Origin of the sequence: Verrucomicrobium sp. (assembly GCA_028283855.1) — a bacterium.
In the GTDB taxonomy this organism is placed as follows: domain Bacteria; phylum Verrucomicrobiota; class Verrucomicrobiia; order Methylacidiphilales; family GAS474; genus GAS474.
Genome location: JAPWJX010000003.1, coordinates 237,108 through 252,734, shown reverse-complemented (window position 1 = coordinate 252,734; position 15,627 = coordinate 237,108). Strand labels below are relative to the sequence as shown.

The window sequence follows — 15,627 nt, the reverse complement described above, 5'->3', positions numbered from 1 at the left end:
ATGTAATTCCATGGCTTCCACCTACACGTTTTCTTCCGCGCCGCTTCCTCTCGACGACTCCTGGGACGTCATCGTGGCGGGGGGCGGCCCCGCCGGCTGCGCCGCCGCGGCCGCGGCCGCGCGGGACGGCGCGCGCACGCTTCTCCTGGAGGCCACGGGCAGCCTGGGCGGCATGGGCACGTCCGCCCTGGTCCCTGCCTGGACCCCCTTTGGCGACGGGGAGAAGATCATTTACCGGGGCATCGCCGAGCGCGTCTTCGAGGCGAGCAAGGTCGGCCTGCCCTATTCGAAGCAGGAGGATGTGAACTGGGTCCCCATCGATTCCGAGCGGCTCAAGCGGATCTACGACGACCTGGTCGTCGGCGCGGGGGTGACCGTGCGCTTCAACACGTTCCTGGCCGCCGTCCAGCGGAAGGAGGACCGGATCGACACCCTGATCGTGGCGAACAAGGGGGGCATGGCCGCCCTGCGGGCGAAGGTCTACGTCGATGCCACGGGCGACGCCGACGTTGCCGCGTGGGCGGGCGTCCCCTTCCACAAGGGGGATGAAAAAGGGGAGAAGCTGATGCCCTCCACCCATTGTTTCACCCTGGCCAGTGTGAACATCGAGGCGCTGCAAAAGGGGGAGCCTCTCCACGCCTCCAACCCGAAGAGTGCGATCTTCGACATCCTCAAGTCGGGCCGCTACCCGCTCATCCCGGACGCGCACATCTGCGTGGCCCTCATCGGGCCGGACACGGTGGGCTTCAACGCGGGGCACCTTTGGGACGTCGACGCGACGAGGCCGGAGACCGTCTCCGCCGCGCTGGTGCACGGCCGGAAGATGGCCCAGCAGTTCCGCGACGCGCTGGCGGAGTTTTTCCCCGCCGCCTTCGGCAACGCCTTCCTGGCCAGCACCGGCTCCCTCATGGGAATCCGGGAGAGCCGCCGGATCGTGGGCGATTACGAGCTGACGCTTTCCGACTACATCGCGCGCAGGTCCTTCCCGGACGAGATCTGCCGCAATTCCTACTTCATCGATGTCCACTGGGCGAAGGACGCCATCGCCAGCCTGCCGGAGCACCATGAGGAGTGGGAGCAGGCCTCCCTCCGTTACGGCAAGGGGGAGTCCCACGGCATTCCCTACCGCTGCCTCCTGCCGCAGGGCGTGGAGAACCTGCTGGTGGCGGGCCGTTCCATCTCCTGCGAGCAGATCGTCCAGGGCAGCGTCCGCGTGATGTCGGTCTGCCTGGCCATGGGCGAGGCGGCGGGCGCGGCCGCGGCCGTCGCGGCCAAGCGCCATGCGGGCCGCCCGCGCGACGTCGACGTCGCCGCGCTGCGGGAGCGGCTGACCCGCGCGGGCGCTTACCTTCCCCCCATGCCTGCCGAGGCGGTTCACTAAATGGACTGGCTCGACTGGGCCTTCGTCGTCCTGCCGCTCTTGACGGTCGCCGCCGTCGGGCTTTACGCGCGGCGCTATGTCCGCAGCGTGGCCGACTTCATGTCGGCCAGCCGTTCGGCGGGCCGCTACCTCCTCTGCGTGGCGGGCGGCGAGCTACAGGCCGGGGCGATCGTCTTCGTCGCCGCCTTCGAGCTGTTTTTCCAGAGCGGCTTCGCCTTCAACTGGTGGCTGGCGGCCAGCGTCCCCATCGGCATCCTGCTGAAGATCTCCGGCTTCGTCACCTACCGCTACCGGGAGACGCGGGCGATGACCCTGGCCCAGTTTTTCGAGATCCGGTACAACAAGTCGTTCCGCCTCTTCACCGGCCTCATCGCCTTCCTGGCGGGCATCCTCAACTTCGGCATCGGCCCGGCCATCGGCGCGCGCATCCTGACCTACTTTTTGGGCATTCCGCAGCATCTCCATGTCTTTTCCCTTTCCATCCCCTCCTACATCCCGCTGATGGCGCTCTTCCTGGGGATCACGCTCTTCATCTCCCTTTCCGGCGGCGTGGTGACCGTCATGGTCATCAACACGCTGGAGGGGATCTTCTCCCAGATCTTCTATTTGGTCATCATCTTCACCCTGTTCTCCCTCTTTTCCTGGCACCAGATGCACGACGTGCTGCTGAATCAGCCGCCGCGGCATTCCCTGGTCAATCCGTTTGACGGTTTCGGCGTGAAGGATTTCAACATCTGGTACTTCTTCATGGCCCTCTTCCTGGCCGTCTACGGGACGATGGCGTGGCAGAACTCCGGCGCCTACAATGGCGCGGCCCTGACGCCGCACGAGGGGCGGATGGGGAACGTCCTCACCGCCTGGCGGGAAATGGGGAAGGCCGCCGTGATCGCCCTCCTGGCCCTTTGCGCGCTCACCTACCTGAATCACCCCGACTTCGCCGCCGGGGCGGCGCAGGTCCATGAGCGGGCCGACCAGATCGCCAATCCCCAGACGCGCAAGCAGATGGCCGCGCCGCTGGCCATGGCCCAGTTCCTTCCCGCCGGGGTAAAGGGGATCTTCTGCGCGATCCTCCTCATGGGCATCTTCGGCGGCGACGCGACCCACCTTCACTCCTGGGGGAGCATCTTCGTCCAGGACCTCATCGTGCCGCTGCGCCGGAAGCCCTTTGGCCCGAAGGCGCACCTCCTGGTCCTGCGCTGTTCCATCCTGGGCGTCGCCGCCTTCGCCTTTTTCTTCGGGTGTTTCTTTCACCTGGCCGACTACGTGAACATGTGGTGGAGCGTCACGCAGGCCATCTTCGTCGGCGGCGCGGGCGCGGCGATCATCGGCGGCCTTTATTGGAGGAAGGGGACCGCCGCCGGGGCGTGGTGCGCCTTTGTCGTCGGCTCGGCGCTTTCCTTCGGCGGCATCGTCTGCCAGCAGGTCGCCGCGGCGCACGGCCACCACTTTTTCCTTAACGGCATCCAGATCGCCTTCTTTTCCTCCCTCATCGCCATCGGATGCTACGTCGGCGTTTCCCTCCTGACCTGCCGGCAGGACTTCAACCTGGAGCGGATGCTCCATCGCGGGCCCTACGCCGCACTTAAGCCGGAGCTGGGGGAGGCGCCCACGCCGCGGCGGAAGGAGAGCCACCTGGGGAAGCTGATCGGCATGGACGAGAACTTCACCCGGGGAGACCGCTGGATCGCCGGGGGCCTCTTCAGCTGGAGCCTCTTTTGGTTCACCGTCTTCGTCGTGGGGACGGTTTGGAACGTCGTGGCGCCGTGGAGGAACGAGACCTGGGCGGCTTATTACCACGTCGTCGGCCTGGGGCTGCCGGTCTTCTTCGCCTGCGTCACCGGCGTCTGGTTCACCTGGGGCGGCCTGCGGGATATGCGGGCCCTCTTTCGCCACCTGAAGGCGGAGCACGTCAATCCGCTGGACGACGGCACCGTCCACGCCCATCGGAATCTGGACGAGGCGGCGCTGAAGAAGAAAGACGCCTAGGCTTTAGGCATACGTGTCCCGCAGGTGCCGCAGGGTGAGCGCCTTGCGGAACGCGGCCAGCGTCACGGCCTTCGCCCCCTTCGTCCGGAAGCGGAGCACGCGCGTCTCGCCCGGCAGGAGGGTGATCGCGTTGTCGTCGAAGTGGCCGGGGAGCGCCTGCGGGTCGAGGGTCACGAAGAAGGCGGGCTTGTCCGCCTTGAGGGAGACGGCGAAGCCGCCCTTTTCCGCCCGCACCGCCAGGGCGATGCGGGGCTTCTCCAGCGCGCACCGCTTGTAGGGCGCCAGGAAAAGCTCGTTGCGGGTGGTCTTCCCGCCCGCGGCGATTTCCACGGCCAGGAAGGCCGCCTCGTCCGCCGCCGTGCCCAGGAGGGCGGCGCGGGTGAAGGAGCGCAGCCGCGCGCTCGCCCCCGCCTTGAGCCGCGCGCGGAAGCGGACGGTCTTCAGCGCTTTGCCGGAAAACCCAATCGCCCGGACGCGGACGGCGGCGGGGAGGGCCTCGGCGGTGTCGTTATCGGCCCAGATCTCGATCGCGCCGTTCGCCGCGGCCACGGCGGTGGGCAGGACGGGGGCGAAGAAGCGCTTGGCCGCGTAGTGGAGGAGCTTCCACTTGCCGCCGTATTCGAGCGACGACCAGGAGGCGACGGGCCAGAGGTCGTTGAGCTGCCAGTAGAGCGCGCCCATGCAGACGGGCCGCAGGCGGCGGAAGTGCTCCACGGCGGTGCGGATGGCCAGTGCCTGCTGCACCTGGCTGAGGTAGAGGAAATTCTCGAACCCTTCCGGCAGGCGGAAGTAGCGGGTCATGTTCTCCGTGATCCGCGTGTTCCCGGCGGCGTTGCGCTGGTGGTGCTCCATCACCGGGGAGGTGACGTTCCACTGGTCGCGCGGCGCGTAGGCGGCGATGCCGGACGGGGAGGGGAAGGATTGGTAGCCGAACTCGGAGCAGAAGCGGGGCCGGATATCCAGATAGGCCTCGAAGGGCTTCCCCTCGTGCCAGACGCTCCAGAAGTGCATGTCGCCCCGGGTATCGTCGTGCCAGCAGTCGGAGTAGTCGCCCGGGCCGCCGCACGGGCTGCTGGGCCAGAAGAGGCGCTCGGGGTCGAGTTCCCGCACGGCGGCGCCCAGGACCCCCTCGTTCAGCCGGTCGTAGTCGACGAGGTAGCGGTCCCGATTCTCCCGGCTTTCCGGGTACCAGGTGAGGGCGCCGAGGTCCTCGTTGTTCCCGCACCAGAGGGCCAGGCAGGCGCGGTTGCGCAGGCGGCGGACCTGCCAGCGGGCCTCTTCCCGGACGTTCTCCAGGAAGGCGGGGGTGCCCGGGTAGGTGGCGCAGGAGAACATGAAGTCCTGCCAGACCAGCAGGCCCTTCTCGTCGCAGAGGTCGTAGAAGGCGTCGTCCTCGTAGCGGCCGCCGCCCCAGACGCGGATCATGTTCATGTGCGCCTCGGCGGCGCTGGAGAGGCAGTCTTCCCACGCGGCGCGGGTTTCCCGCTGGGGCAGCGCGTCGGCGGGGATCCAGTTGGCCCCCTTGGCGAAGAGGGGCCGCCCGTTGACGACGAAGGTGAGGGAGAGGCCGTTCTTGTCCTCGCGGTTCTCGACGCGGAGGGTCCGCAGGCCGATGCGCTCCCGCGCCTCGTCCGCGCCGACGCGGACGACGAGCGGGTAGAGCGGCTGCGCGCCGTGGCCGTTGGGCCACCAGAGGCGCGGCTTTTCCACGCGCAGGCGGCGGGTGACGAGGTTCCGCCCGGCTTTCAGAACGGCGCGGCCGGTTTCTTTCCGCGTGCCGAGAGCGAAGGAGACGTCCGCCGTGTGGGCCCGGTGGGCGAAGACCTCCGCCTCCACGGTGACGACGACCGGCCCGCCCGCGCGGCCGTGCCGCTGAGTGACGCGGAGCCCCTCGATCCGCGCGCCGGTGGAGGCGCGCAGCCGCATCCCGCCGATGCCGGAGACCATGAGGCAGGGGCCCCAATCCCAGCCGCCGTGGCACTGGGGCTTGCGCAGGAGGTTGCGGTGGGGGGACTGGATCGGCGCGCTGGTGTGGGGAACCGGGTAGGGGAGGCGGGCGGCCTCCGCGCGGGCGGCCTTTTCCGGCGAGGCGATCTCGACGCGCAGGGTGTTCTTCCCCGGGCGGAGGAGGCGCTTGGCCTCGATTTGGTGGCGCAGGAAGGCGTTGGCCGTGCGGGCCAGGGGGCGCCCGTTGAGGAAAATGCGGGCGACGGTGTCGAGGCCGTCGGCTTCCAGGAGGATCGAGTCCTCCTCCAGCCAGGAGGGGGGCAGGGTGAAGGTCCGCTCGTAGATCCAGTCCTCCTGGTGGAGGGGCTGGACGGCCAGCTCGTTCAGGCCCTGGAACGGGTCGGGAATCTTCCCCGCGGCCAGGAGGGCGCTGTGGGTGTCGCCGGGGACCCGGGCGGGCGCGGACCATGCACCGGAGCGGCTGCGAAGGTTCCAGCGGCCGTCGAGGGAGAGCGTCTTCATGGGCCCTCCAGACTGGCGGCAGCCGGGGGCCGACTCAAGGCGGATTGCTCGCCCGGGGCGGGTTTAGAAATGCTTGGCCTGCTCGATCAGCTCGGCGGCGCCGGCCCACATGATCTGCGCGCCGATGCACAGGAGGACGAAGGCGAAGAGGCGGACCAGCACGTTGGTGCCGTTGGGCCCCAGGACGCGCTCCAGCCGGTCGGCGAAGCGGTAGGAGAAGTAGATGGTGGCGGCGACGGCGGCGAGGGCCCCGATGGCGGCCACCGCCTCCAGGACGAAGGATTGGAGCCCGGCGTGGGCCAGCGGCTTCTGGCTGCCCAGCGCGATGGCGGTGGCGATGGAGCCGGGGCCGACGGTCAGCGGCATGGTCAGCGGGTAAAAGACCTGGCGGGCCACCTTGGCGTCGTCCAGCCGCCGGGGAGCGCCCGCGTCGGCGTCATCCGGGCTGGGGCCTTGGTTGAGCAGGCTCCAGCCGACGGTGGCCACGACGAGGCCGCCCGCGACGCGGACGACCGGCAGCGTGATGCCGAAGAATTCCAGCACGTGCGAGCCCAGGAAGAGGGAGGCCAGCAGGAGGAGGAAGCTGCCCAGGGTGACGCGCCAGGCCAGCTTGTAGCGCAGGGCCGGGGAGCAGTGGCGCGTCACTTCCAGGAAGATGGGGGCGTTCCCCAGCGGGTTGACGATGGGAAAGAGGGCGGCGTAGACGACGAGGAAGTTTTTCAACAGCAGGCTGCTCATGGGAAAAGGGGGGAAGGACGATGAGCCAAGAACGCCCGCCGCGCCACCTTATTCGGTTTCCGCGATGAAGGATTCCAGAAGGCCGCTCTCCGCCGCGAGGTCCAGGAAGGAATAGCGGTCGCGGATGAAGCGGCTGAAACGGACGGCGTCCCGGTAGAACTCCGGCTTGAGCCCCAGGTCGGCGGCGGAGAGGGGGCACCCGGCGGCCTTCATCGCGGCGTGGAGTTCCGGGTAGGGGACCAGGACGCCGCGGAGCCGGGCGCGGAACTCCGGCCACTTTTCCCGCAGGAGGGTGTTGGCGGCCTCGGTCTGGGCTGCGGCGGCGTGGGCTTTCTTGGCGGCTTCCGCGATCATCGTCTCCGCGGTGGGGCCGAAGCGGCGGCGCAGCTCCGCTTCCGGGACGGCGGCGGGCCGCAGGACGGGGGGCGCCTCGCTCTCCAGCATCCGGTTCTGCAGGCGGGAGAGGGTGAGGGAGGCGACGGCCACCTGCTCCCCGTGGGAGCTGCCGGGGTGGTCTTTTCCGGCGAACATGTCGATGTAGTGGGAGATGAGGTGCTCCCCCATCGAGCTGGGGTGCGTGGTGCCGGCGATGGAGGTGCCGACGCCGACGGCCGCGCAGGCGCGCGCCAGGGCGGCCAGCGTCTCCGCGTCGGCGGCCAGGCGGCCCGCGTTGGCCATGAGGAGCGGCTCGTCGGCGGAGAGCAGGTCGTAGGGAGCCTCCAGGTAGGGCGTGCCCAGGAGGAGGTGGGAGAGGAGCCAGTCGACCTGGGAGACGGTGCGGGAGGCGGGCGCGTCGGCAAAGGCGGCGGCGACCAGCCGGCGCGGGCACCGGGCCAGCACGGCCAGGTCGACGAAGACCCCGCGCGCCGCGCGGCAGGAGAGCGACTTTTTGAACCCGTCGAAGGAGACGGAGGCGGTCGGCGCCGTGTAGGCGTTCATCGGGGAGGTGGCGAAGACGGAGTAGTCCCGCTTTGTCAGGAAGGCGCCGTATTTGACGCTGTCGCCGATCGTCCCGGAACCGACGGCGACGAGTGCCTCCGCGTCGGCCACGGCGGCCATCAGCTCCTCCACCCCCTCGCCCGTGCAGCGGGGGTTCCGCCAGACGAATTCCTTGGCCCCCAGGGCGCGGGCCACGCGGGCGCCGAGCGCCTCGTGCGTGTGGGGGCCGCTGACGACGGTGATCCTTTTCCCCGCGTGGAGCGGGAGGACCAGGGCGGCCTCCTCTCCCTCCAGGCTGTCGGCGATGGCGACTTTCTCCACGGGGATCGTCCAGGCCTTGCCGGTGGCGTCGCGCCAGCGGCCGGCGGCCAGCTCGCCGATCACGCCGTTGAAATAGCGGGGCATCCCTCTATCCAAGCAAATTGCGCCCGGCGGTGCTATCTTTCCTCCTATGCCCCGCCTGAAAGCCTACGCGAAGAAGGACTTCCCCACCCACAAGATCCGCCGCTACCTGGAGCCCGGGCCGGTCGTCCTGGTGACCTCCGCCTGGAAAGGGCGGCGCAACGTGATGACGATGGGCTGGCACACGATGATGGAGTTTTCCCCCGCGCTCGTCGGCTGCGTCATCGCCGGGGGCAACGTCAGCTTCGACATGATCCGCCGCAGCCGGGAGTGCGTGATCAACGTGCCCACCGCCGCCATGGTCGACCAGGTCGTCGGCATCGGCAACTGCGACGGGGACGAGGTCGACAAGTTCGAGCGCTTCGGCCTCACGCCGGAAAAGGCCGCCCGCGTCGGCGCGCCGCTCATCCGGGAGTGCGTCGCCAGCTTCGAGTGCCGCGTGGCCGACGCGCGGCTGGTGGCGAAGTATAACTTCTTCATCTTCGAGGTGGTGAAGGCCCACGCCGCCCCCGCGCCGAAGTATCCGCCCACCCTCCATTACTGCGGGGAGGGGATCTTCCTCACCAACGGAAAGACCGTCGACCGCGCCCGCAAGTTCACCAAGTGGCGCGGCAGCTCCACCTTTTGAGCTATTCCCGCAGGTAGCGCCGCCCTTGGGATTCCAGGCGCTCGTTCAGCTCGTAGACCAGCGGCACGCCATTCGGCAGCTCCAGGGCGGAGATGTCCTGGTCGGAAACGTGGTCCAGGTGCTTGATGAGGGCGCGCATCGAGTTGTTGTGCCCGGCGATCACCACCCGCTTCCCCTCCCGCAGAGCGGGGGCGATGCGCTCCTCCCAGCAGGGCAGGACGCGGGCGACCGTGTCTTCCAGGGACTCCGTCAGGGGGATCCGCTCCCGGGGCACGTCCCGGTAGCGCGGGTCGGTGTAGCTGGCGCGGGGATCGTCCGGGGAGAGGGCGGGCGGCCGGTCCGCGTAGCCGCGCCGCCAGCGGTGGACCTGCTCCGCGCCGTGGCGTTCCGCCGTCTCCGCCTTGTTCAGGCCGGTCAGGGCGCCGTAATGGCGCTCGTTCAGCCGCCAATCGTAAACGGCGGGAATCCATACCTGGTCCATCTTGTCCAGCACCTCCCAGAGTGTGTGGATGCCGCGCTTGAGGACCGAGCTGAAGGCCAGGTCGAAGGAGAATCCCTCCCGATGCAGGATGCGGCCGGCCTGGCGGGCCTCTTCCAGGCCTTTTTCCGTCAGGTCCACGTCGGTCCAGCCGGTGAAGCGGTTTTCCTTATTCCAAGTCGATTCGCCGTGGCGGATGAGGACGAGCTGGGGCATGGGTCTAATATAGCCCCTTGGGTTCCGGGGGCGAGGCCTTCTCCTTTTCCTCGATCCAGCGCAGCCACCAGCGGGCCTTTCCCTGGAAGCGGGAGCGGCCGAAGCTGCGCTGGAAGTAAATTTCCGCCAGGGCCCCGTCCGTCGTTCGCACCCGCCAGCTGTGGCGGCGCAGGTAGCGCTCCCCGCTGCCGTGGGTGCAGTCCCCGTAGGCGCGGCCGCGTTCCAGCACCTCGGCGATCGTCAGCGTCCGCTCTTCCCAGAGGAAGGAAAGGGGCAGGCCGGGTTCCCCGCGGGCCATCGCCCCCGCGTCGAAGCCGGGTGAGGCGGGCTGCAAGGGAGCGCTGACGAACCTGCGGGCCATGGCTTCATTCTAGCACATTTTTTCGTGCTGGATTGCGGCGGGGGGGCGGGTAAGGTCATTCGGTCCAAAGCGCGCGGGTGTGGTTCAATGGTAGAATGCGGGCTTCCCAAGCCTGAGACGAGGGTTCGATTCCCTTCACCCGCTGTTCGAAGAACAGCGCAAATTTCCTCCCTCGAACCCGAGGGACGAGACTGCCCTTTGCGCGGCAGCGCAAAAATCTCAAGAAAGGGAAAAGTAACCGCAGGGGCGGGAGCCCAATTCGATTCCCTTCACCCGCTGTTCGAAGAACAGCGCAAATCCCCCCTTTTTTAACCCCAGGAAAGACGGCTGCGCCTTCAGCGCCGCTATTTGTTCGTAAGTAACGATCTATTGGACAAATCGGCGAACGGTGCTTTGTTTGTACCATGAGCATCCAACCCGCCAGCGACCGGTCCGGGGAGGACCGGCCCCATCCCGCGCAGGCCCTGCCCGACGGGGCGCTGCTGGACGCCTATTCCCGCGCGGTGGTCCAGACCGTGCGGCAGGCCGGCCCTGCCGTGGTCCACATCCAGGCCCATGCCGCCCGGGGGCAGGGCGGCAGCGGTTCGGGCTTCCTCATTTCCCCGGACGGGCTGGCGGTGACGAACAGCCATGTGGTTCACGGAGCGGAGCGGCTCCGCGTGCAGCTTTCCGACGGGCGGGTTTCCCGCGCGGAGGTGGTGGGGGACGATCCCGACACCGACCTGGCCGTCCTGCGCGTCGACCCTCCTGAGCTGCCCTACATCGCCTTCGCCGACTCGGAGGAGGTGCGGGTGGGCCAGATCGCCATCGCCATCGGCAATCCCCTGGGCTTTGACAACACGGTGACGGCGGGCATCGTCAGCGCCCTGGGGCGGACTTTTCCCGCCCGCACCGGGCGCCTGATCGACAACGTGATCCAGACCGACGCGGCGCTCAACCCCGGCAATTCCGGCGGCCCTCTCCTGGACGCGCGGGGGCGGGTGATCGGCGTGAACACGGCGATCATCGCCGCGGCGCAGGGCATCTGCTTCGCCATCGGAAGCAAGACGGCGGAGTTCATCGTCAGCTGGCTGATCAAGGAGGGGCGCATCCGGCGCGGCCGCATCGGCGTGGCCGGGCAGGACGTCCCCATCCATGAGAAGGTGGCCCGCTTCCATAAGATCCGGCAGCGGACGGGCATCCTGGTCTACGGGGTGGCTCCCGGCTCCGCCGCGGTTGCCGCCGGGGTGGAGACGAACGATGTGCTGGTCTGGCTGGACCACGAGGAGCTGACCAGCGTCCACGAGCTGCACCGGCTGCTGGTCCTGCGTGAGCCGGAGAAGGTGTCCCGGCTGACCGTGCTGCGCGGGCACCGGCTGGTCCATCTCTGGATCACGCCCCGGACCGACGCGTGAAACGCAGGTGTGTAAACGGCCCCGATCGTCTATAGTGGACGGCATGTCTTCCCCTCAAAAAGTTTGGTTCGTCACGGGCACTTCCCAGGGCTTCGGCCTGGAGCTGGTGCGGGCCGCCCTGGACCGCGGCGACGCGGTCGTGGCCACCTCCCGCAAGCCGGCGGAAGTCGCCGCGGCTTTCCCCCAGGCGGCGGACCGCCTTCTGGCCGTGTCCCTGGACCTGCGCGATCCGGCCTCCATCGCCGGGACGGTGCGGGCGGCGCTGGAGCGCTTCGGCCGGATCGATGTCCTGGTCAACAACGCCGGGTACGGCATCTACGGCGCGGTGGAGGAGGTTTCCGACGAGGAGGCCCAGGCCGTGTTTGAAATCAACGTCTTCGGCCTTCTGCGGCTCACGCGGGCGGTCCTTCCCTCCATGCGGCAGCGGAAGGCGGGCCATATCGTGAATCTTTCCTCCTTCGGCGGCTTGGTCGGCGTGCCGGGGGCGGGCATTTACTGCGCGACGAAATTCGCCCTGGAGGGGCTTTCCGACTCGCTGGCGGCGGAGGCGGCGCCGCTGGGCGTCGGCGTCACCCTGGTGGAGCCGGGCCCGTTCCGCACCAACTTCCTGGGCGATTCCCTGGTCCGGGCCAAGGAGGTCATCGCCGACTACGCGGAGACGGCGGGCAAGGCGCGCGCCGCCCTGGACACGCGCCACGGCAACCAGGCGGGCGATCCGGTCCGCGCCGCCCTGGCCATCGTCCAGGCGGTGACGGCTCCGAAGCCGCCCCGCCGCCTGCTGCTGGGCCGCTTCGCCTACGAGAAGGTCCAGGAAAAGTTCGCCCAGATGCAGGAGGAGTTCTCCGCCTGGCGGGAGGTGACGGTGGGCGCCGATTATCCGGAGGCGGGCTAGCCCGCCTTGCCGGACAGGGCCTTGAGAAAATCCCGGACGAGGGGCGGGGGATTTTCCCGATAGACCGCGCCGACGAGGATCGGGTCGGCCTTCGGCGTCAGGGGGAGGATCTTCACCCGCTTTCCCGCCAGGGCGCGGACGCCGCCGGAGACGATGGCGACGCCCCGCCCCGCCTCCACGGCGGTGAGCAGGCCGCTGACGCCGTCCTGCTCCTCTCCCAGGAGCGGGGTGAAGCCGTTTTCCCGGCAGAGCCGCAGCAGGTGCTCCAGGTATTCGGGGTAATCCTCCCGCGCGTAGATGATGAGGCGCTCTTTTTCCAGCAGCCGCCAGGGGAGGGAGCGCCGCGCCGCCAGCGGATGGCGCAGGGAGAGGGCGCAGCAGGTCTCGTGGCGCGCCAGCTCCTCGAAGCGGAAGCCCTTGAGCGCGCCCCTCGGCGGGCGGACGGTGAGGGCCAGGTCTACTTTCCCGGCGGCCAACTTCTGGCGGCACTCTTCGCTGGTGAGGTCCAGCAGGGTCATGCAGACGCGGGGGTGGGTTTCCTCGAACCGGCGCAAGGCCTGCGGCAGCAGGTCGACGGTGAGGGAGGGGGCGTAGCCGATCCGCAGCGCGCCCTGGCTGTTCCGCGCGGCGGCGCGGGCCGCCTCCATGGCCTTGTCCGCCTGGAAAAGGACGGAGCGGGCCTCCGCCAGGAAGACCTTCCCGGCCTCCGTGAGGGAGACGGACTTGGCCGTCCGATGGAAAAGCGGGACGCCCAGCTCCTCCTCCAGGTCCCGGATCTGGCGGCTGAGCGGGGGCTGGGAGACGTGCAGCCGCGCGGCGGCGCGGGTGACGTTCTGCTCCTCCGCGACGACGACGAAGTAGCGCAGGTGGCGCAGTTCCATGGCTGGGACCGAGCATACCCAAAAGGCATCGTTAGCCAAGCAACATGGTCTTTGGGGATTTTCCCGCGGCGGACTATGGATATTTCCATGATCACGATCCGCAAGTCCGGGGAGCGCGGCCACGCCGACCACGGCTGGCTCGACTCCCGCCACACCTTCAGCTTTGCCGACTACTTCGACCCGGAGCACGCCGGCTTCCGCGCCTTACGCGTCATCAACGAGGACCGCGTGGCGCCGGCGCGGGGCTTCGGCACCCATCCGCACCGGGACATGGAGATCATCAGCTACGTCGTCGACGGCGCGCTGCGCCACCGGGACTCGATGGGGAACACCGCCGTCATGCGCCGGGGAGAGGTGCAGCGCATCAGCGCGGGCAAGGGCATCTCCCACAGCGAGCTGAACGATTCCGCGGCCGAGCCGGTCCACTTCCTCCAGATCTGGATCGTGCCGGACAAGAAGGGCGTCGCTCCCGCCTACGGGGAAAAGTCCTTCGCCCAGGCCCCGGCGGGACGGCTCCACCTGGCCGCCTCCAAGGAGGGCCGGGAGGGTTCCCTTTCCCTCCACCAGGATGTCGACCTCTACGTGGGCCGGTTGGAGGCGGGCGGGCGGCTGCGCCAGCCCCTGGCCGCGGGCCGCCATGGCTGGGTCCAGCTCATCGAAGGGGGCCTGGAGGTCAACGGCGTCCACCTGGAGCCGGGCGACGCCGCCGCCCTGAGCGGGGAGGCGGCTGCCGAACTGGCCGCTTCCGGTCCCGCCCACTTCCTTTTCTTCGACCTCAACTAAACCAAAACCGGAAAACTCATATGTCCAAGATCCTCCATATCGTCGCCTCGCCGCGCGGGGCGCGTTCCGCCTCCCGCGCCGTCGCGGAGAAGTTCCTCGAAGCCCGCCTGGCCGCCCGGCCCGGCGCCACCGTCGAGACCCTCGACCTCTGGCAGGCCAACCTGCCCGAGTTCGACGGACCCGCCCTGGAAGGCAAATACGCCATCCTCCACGGCCAGCCGCACACGCCGGAGCAGGCGCGGGCCTGGGCCGCCGTCACCGCCCTGGCCGACCAGCTGAAGGCCGCCGACCAATATGTCTTTTCCCTGCCAATGTGGAACTTCGGCATCCCCTACAAGCTCAAGCAGTGGATCGACATCGTCGTCCAGCCGGGCCTGACCTTTTCCTATTCCCCGGAAACCGGCTACACCGGCCTGGTGACCGGGAAGAAGGCCCTGGCCGTCTACGCCCGCGGCGGCGCCTACGGTCCCGGCACCGGCGCGGAGGGTTACGACGCGCAGAGCGCCTACCTCAAGCAGGTCCTCGGCTTCATCGGCGTCACCGACGTGCAGGACTTCTTCGTCGAGCCGACCCTCGGCGGTCCGGAGGCCCTCGCCGCCGCGACGCAAAAGGCTGGCGCTTTGGCCGCCGCGTTCTAAATCCTAAAGACTCCTTCTAACCACCCCTCTCATGAAAAAACTCCTCCACACCCTCACCGCCACTCCCGCCCTCACCGCGCCGCTCTTCCTGCGGCTCTCCCTGGCCGTCGTCTTCTTCCCCCACGGGGCGCAGAAGGTCCTCGGCTGGTACGGCGGCTTCGGCTTCCACAACACCGTCGGCTTCTTCACGACGCAGATGGGCCTGCCCTACGCGCTGGCCGTCCTGCCGATCCTGACCGAGTTCCTGGCTCCCTTCGCCCTCCTCTTCGGGTTCTTCACCCGCCTGGCGGCGCTGGCCCTTTTCGTGAACATGTTCGTCGCCATGACCCTGGTGCACTGGCAGAACGGCTTCTTCATGAACTGGATGAACGCCCAGAAGGGGGAGGGGATCGAATACTTCCTCCTCGTCTTCGGCCTCACCCTGGCCCTGGTGATCCAGGGGGCCGGCCGCTTCTCCCTCGACAAGGTGATCGGCGAGAAAACGGCCTAACCGCAACTTTCCAGTTGCAATAGACCGCTCGGTCTAGTATGGTGACCTCATGAAGCGCGAGAACGAGACCAAGCATAAGCTTCTTGAGGTCGCCATGCGGCTGATCTGGGAGCAGAGCTATGGCTCGGTGGGCGTCGACGAGATCTGCAAGCAGGCCGGCGTCACCAAGGGCAGCTTCTACTTCGCCTTCCCCTCCAAGGCGGCCCTGGCCGCAGCCTGCTTTGACGCCGCTTGGGAGCATAAGAAGCCCCTCTTGGACGGCATCTTCTCCGCCCGCTTTAGCGCCCGGGAGCAGCTCGAGAAATACTGCGTCTTCCTGGCGGAGGACCAGCGGGAGAAATTCCGCACCTTCGGCAAGATGTGCGGCTGTCCCTTTGCCTCCGTCGGCTCCGAGGTGAGCACCCAGGACGACATGATCCGCCACAAGGCGGGCCAGATGGCGGAAGGGGTCGTCCGCTACTTCGCCGGGATGATCCGTACGGCGCAGGCGGAAGGCCTCGTCGCCAAGGAAGAAGACCCCGCCCTCCTGGGCCGCCAGCTCTTCGACTTCGTCGACGGCGTCATCCTGCATGCCAAGATAGAGAACAACCCCAGCGCTCTCGACCGCGTCCGCCCCGGCATGTTCCGCCTTTTGGGCCTGCGGGAAGAGGAGCCGGCCGCGGCCTAATCCGCTTAAATTTTTTTTGTAGCGATACTGTACCGACCGGTCTACCCACTCCCTCCAAGCAATGAAACGCAAACCCTCCATTCGGAGAAAACTCATGAAGAAACTCTATTCGAAATTCGTCGAGTCCCGCGTTCGCGAATACATCTCCTCCCACGAGCCCGCCGCGCCCCGCGCGCTGAGCGTGGTCCGTCCGGAGCACGTGCTGTGGCAGCCCATCGTCGTTCGGTCGGCCGCCGCCGCGCACCCCAGCCTCTGGGTCGAATGAAACCCCATCCCCACCTCAA

16 protein-coding genes and 1 tRNA gene are annotated in these 15,627 nt (G+C 68.3%); 11 read left to right on the top strand and 6 right to left on the bottom strand.

What is annotated here, in order from left to right; genetic code table 11:
* Positions 1-10: 10 nt before the first annotated feature.
* Together PW734_02615 and PW734_02610 are read left to right on the top strand one after the other, a co-directional pair.
* Positions 11-1,381 (top strand): FAD-dependent oxidoreductase, encoded by a 1,371-nt coding sequence (locus PW734_02615; protein ID MDE1170093.1) that lies wholly within the window; start codon positions 11-13, stop codon positions 1,379-1,381.
* Entirely contained in the window at positions 1,382-3,367 is a 1,986-nt protein-coding gene (locus PW734_02610; GenBank protein ID MDE1170092.1) for a hypothetical protein, read from the top strand.
* A gap of 3 nt (positions 3,368-3,370) precedes the next feature.
* On the opposite strand, the gene PW734_02605 is transcribed toward PW734_02610, so the two are convergent.
* The 3 genes from PW734_02605 to PW734_02595 all read right to left on the bottom strand — a co-directional run bounded on the left by PW734_02605 (position 3,371) and on the right by PW734_02595 (position 7,918).
* The gene (locus PW734_02605) at positions 3,371-5,836 is read right to left on the bottom strand and encodes a hypothetical protein (GenBank protein ID MDE1170091.1); all 2,466 of its coding nucleotides are present in this window, start codon (positions 5,834-5,836) and stop codon (positions 3,371-3,373) included.
* A gap of 63 nt (positions 5,837-5,899) precedes the next feature.
* A complete protein-coding gene (locus PW734_02600; GenBank protein ID MDE1170090.1) occupies positions 5,900-6,574 on the bottom strand; it encodes a MarC family protein in 675 nt (224 codons plus the stop codon).
* A gap of 48 nt (positions 6,575-6,622) precedes the next feature.
* Complete coding sequence (locus tag PW734_02595) at positions 6,623-7,918, bottom strand: iron-containing alcohol dehydrogenase (protein MDE1170089.1); 1,296 nt, start codon at positions 7,916-7,918, stop codon at positions 6,623-6,625.
* Positions 7,919-7,964: 46 nt separating this feature from the next.
* Here PW734_02595 and PW734_02590 point away from each other — a divergent pair, with 46 nt between their 5' ends.
* A complete protein-coding gene (locus tag PW734_02590) occupies positions 7,965-8,543 on the top strand; it encodes a flavin reductase family protein (protein ID MDE1170088.1) in 579 nt (192 codons plus the stop codon).
* Position 8,544: 1 nt separating this feature from the next.
* Here the strand turns inward: PW734_02590 and gpmA are convergent, their stop codons facing one another.
* Positions 8,545-9,237, bottom strand: a complete 693-nt coding sequence (gene gpmA / locus PW734_02585) for a 2,3-diphosphoglycerate-dependent phosphoglycerate mutase (protein MDE1170087.1) — start codon at positions 9,235-9,237, stop codon at positions 8,545-8,547.
* 4 nt (positions 9,238-9,241) lie between these two features.
* Positions 9,242-9,598, bottom strand: a complete 357-nt coding sequence (locus PW734_02580; GenBank protein MDE1170086.1) for a DUF6504 family protein — start codon at positions 9,596-9,598, stop codon at positions 9,242-9,244.
* Between the two features lie 73 nt (positions 9,599-9,671).
* Between PW734_02580 and PW734_02575 the strand changes: the two genes are divergently transcribed.
* The 3 genes from PW734_02575 to PW734_02565 all read left to right on the top strand — a co-directional run bounded on the left by PW734_02575 (position 9,672) and on the right by PW734_02565 (position 11,884).
* Positions 9,672-9,742, top strand: a tRNA-Gly gene (locus tag PW734_02575).
* A 260-nt stretch (positions 9,743-10,002) separates the two neighbouring features.
* Positions 10,003-10,992, top strand: coding sequence for a trypsin-like peptidase domain-containing protein (locus PW734_02570; protein MDE1170085.1), 990 nt, complete (start codon positions 10,003-10,005; stop codon positions 10,990-10,992).
* 43 nt (positions 10,993-11,035) lie between these two features.
* A complete protein-coding gene (locus PW734_02565) occupies positions 11,036-11,884 on the top strand; it encodes an oxidoreductase (GenBank protein MDE1170084.1) in 849 nt (282 codons plus the stop codon).
* On the opposite strand, the gene PW734_02560 is transcribed toward PW734_02565, so the two are convergent.
* On the bottom strand, positions 11,881-12,765 hold the full coding sequence (locus PW734_02560; protein ID MDE1170083.1) for a LysR substrate-binding domain-containing protein: 885 nt from the start codon (positions 12,763-12,765) through the stop codon (positions 11,881-11,883). The two genes, PW734_02565 and PW734_02560, sit on opposite strands and share 4 nt — an antisense overlap.
* Positions 12,766-12,852: 87 nt before the next feature.
* On the opposite strand from PW734_02560, the gene PW734_02555 reads away from it, so the two are divergent.
* The 5 genes from PW734_02555 (at position 12,853) to PW734_02535 (ending at position 15,608) form a co-directional block, all read left to right on the top strand.
* Complete coding sequence (locus tag PW734_02555; protein MDE1170082.1) at positions 12,853-13,548, top strand: pirin family protein; 696 nt, start codon at positions 12,853-12,855, stop codon at positions 13,546-13,548.
* A gap of 20 nt (positions 13,549-13,568) precedes the next feature.
* Positions 13,569-14,186 (top strand): NAD(P)H-dependent oxidoreductase, encoded by a 618-nt coding sequence (locus tag PW734_02550; protein ID MDE1170081.1) that lies wholly within the window; start codon positions 13,569-13,571, stop codon positions 14,184-14,186.
* A 31-nt stretch (positions 14,187-14,217) separates the two neighbouring features.
* A complete protein-coding gene (locus tag PW734_02545; protein ID MDE1170080.1) occupies positions 14,218-14,676 on the top strand; it encodes a DoxX family protein in 459 nt (152 codons plus the stop codon).
* 49 nt (positions 14,677-14,725) lie between these two features.
* Positions 14,726-15,343 (top strand): TetR/AcrR family transcriptional regulator, encoded by a 618-nt coding sequence (locus PW734_02540; GenBank protein MDE1170079.1) that lies wholly within the window; start codon positions 14,726-14,728, stop codon positions 15,341-15,343.
* Positions 15,344-15,437: 94 nt separating this feature from the next.
* The gene (locus PW734_02535) at positions 15,438-15,608 is read left to right on the top strand and encodes a hypothetical protein (protein ID MDE1170078.1); all 171 of its coding nucleotides are present in this window, start codon (positions 15,438-15,440) and stop codon (positions 15,606-15,608) included.
* Positions 15,609-15,627: the final 19 nt, after the last annotated feature.

Excerpts from the sequence above, each read along its gene's own strand:
- PW734_02615 (MDE1170093.1), top strand. The coding sequence starts at position 11 with ATGGCTTCCACCTACACGTTTTCTTCCGCGCCGCTTCCTCTCGACGAC.
- PW734_02610 (MDE1170092.1), top strand. The coding sequence starts at position 1,382 with ATGGACTGGCTCGACTGGGCCTTCGTCGTCCTGCCGCTCTTGACGGTC.
- PW734_02605 (MDE1170091.1), bottom strand. The coding sequence starts at position 5,836 with ATGAAGACGCTCTCCCTCGACGGCCGCTGGAACCTTCGCAGCCGCTCC.
- PW734_02600 (MDE1170090.1), bottom strand. The coding sequence starts at position 6,574 with ATGAGCAGCCTGCTGTTGAAAAACTTCCTCGTCGTCTACGCCGCCCTC.
- PW734_02595 (MDE1170089.1), bottom strand. The coding sequence starts at position 7,918 with ATGCCCCGCTATTTCAACGGCGTGATCGGCGAGCTGGCCGCCGGCCGC.
- PW734_02590 (MDE1170088.1), top strand. The coding sequence starts at position 7,965 with ATGCCCCGCCTGAAAGCCTACGCGAAGAAGGACTTCCCCACCCACAAG.
- gpmA (MDE1170087.1), bottom strand. The coding sequence starts at position 9,237 with ATGCCCCAGCTCGTCCTCATCCGCCACGGCGAATCGACTTGGAATAAG.
- PW734_02580 (MDE1170086.1), bottom strand. The coding sequence starts at position 9,598 with ATGGCCCGCAGGTTCGTCAGCGCTCCCTTGCAGCCCGCCTCACCCGGC.
- PW734_02570 (MDE1170085.1), top strand. The coding sequence starts at position 10,003 with ATGAGCATCCAACCCGCCAGCGACCGGTCCGGGGAGGACCGGCCCCAT.
- PW734_02565 (MDE1170084.1), top strand. The coding sequence starts at position 11,036 with ATGTCTTCCCCTCAAAAAGTTTGGTTCGTCACGGGCACTTCCCAGGGC.
- PW734_02560 (MDE1170083.1), bottom strand. The coding sequence starts at position 12,765 with ATGGAACTGCGCCACCTGCGCTACTTCGTCGTCGTCGCGGAGGAGCAG.
- PW734_02555 (MDE1170082.1), top strand. The coding sequence starts at position 12,853 with ATGATCACGATCCGCAAGTCCGGGGAGCGCGGCCACGCCGACCACGGC.
- PW734_02550 (MDE1170081.1), top strand. The coding sequence starts at position 13,569 with ATGTCCAAGATCCTCCATATCGTCGCCTCGCCGCGCGGGGCGCGTTCC.
- PW734_02545 (MDE1170080.1), top strand. The coding sequence starts at position 14,218 with ATGAAAAAACTCCTCCACACCCTCACCGCCACTCCCGCCCTCACCGCG.
- PW734_02540 (MDE1170079.1), top strand. The coding sequence starts at position 14,726 with ATGAAGCGCGAGAACGAGACCAAGCATAAGCTTCTTGAGGTCGCCATG.
- PW734_02535 (MDE1170078.1), top strand. The coding sequence starts at position 15,438 with ATGAAGAAACTCTATTCGAAATTCGTCGAGTCCCGCGTTCGCGAATAC.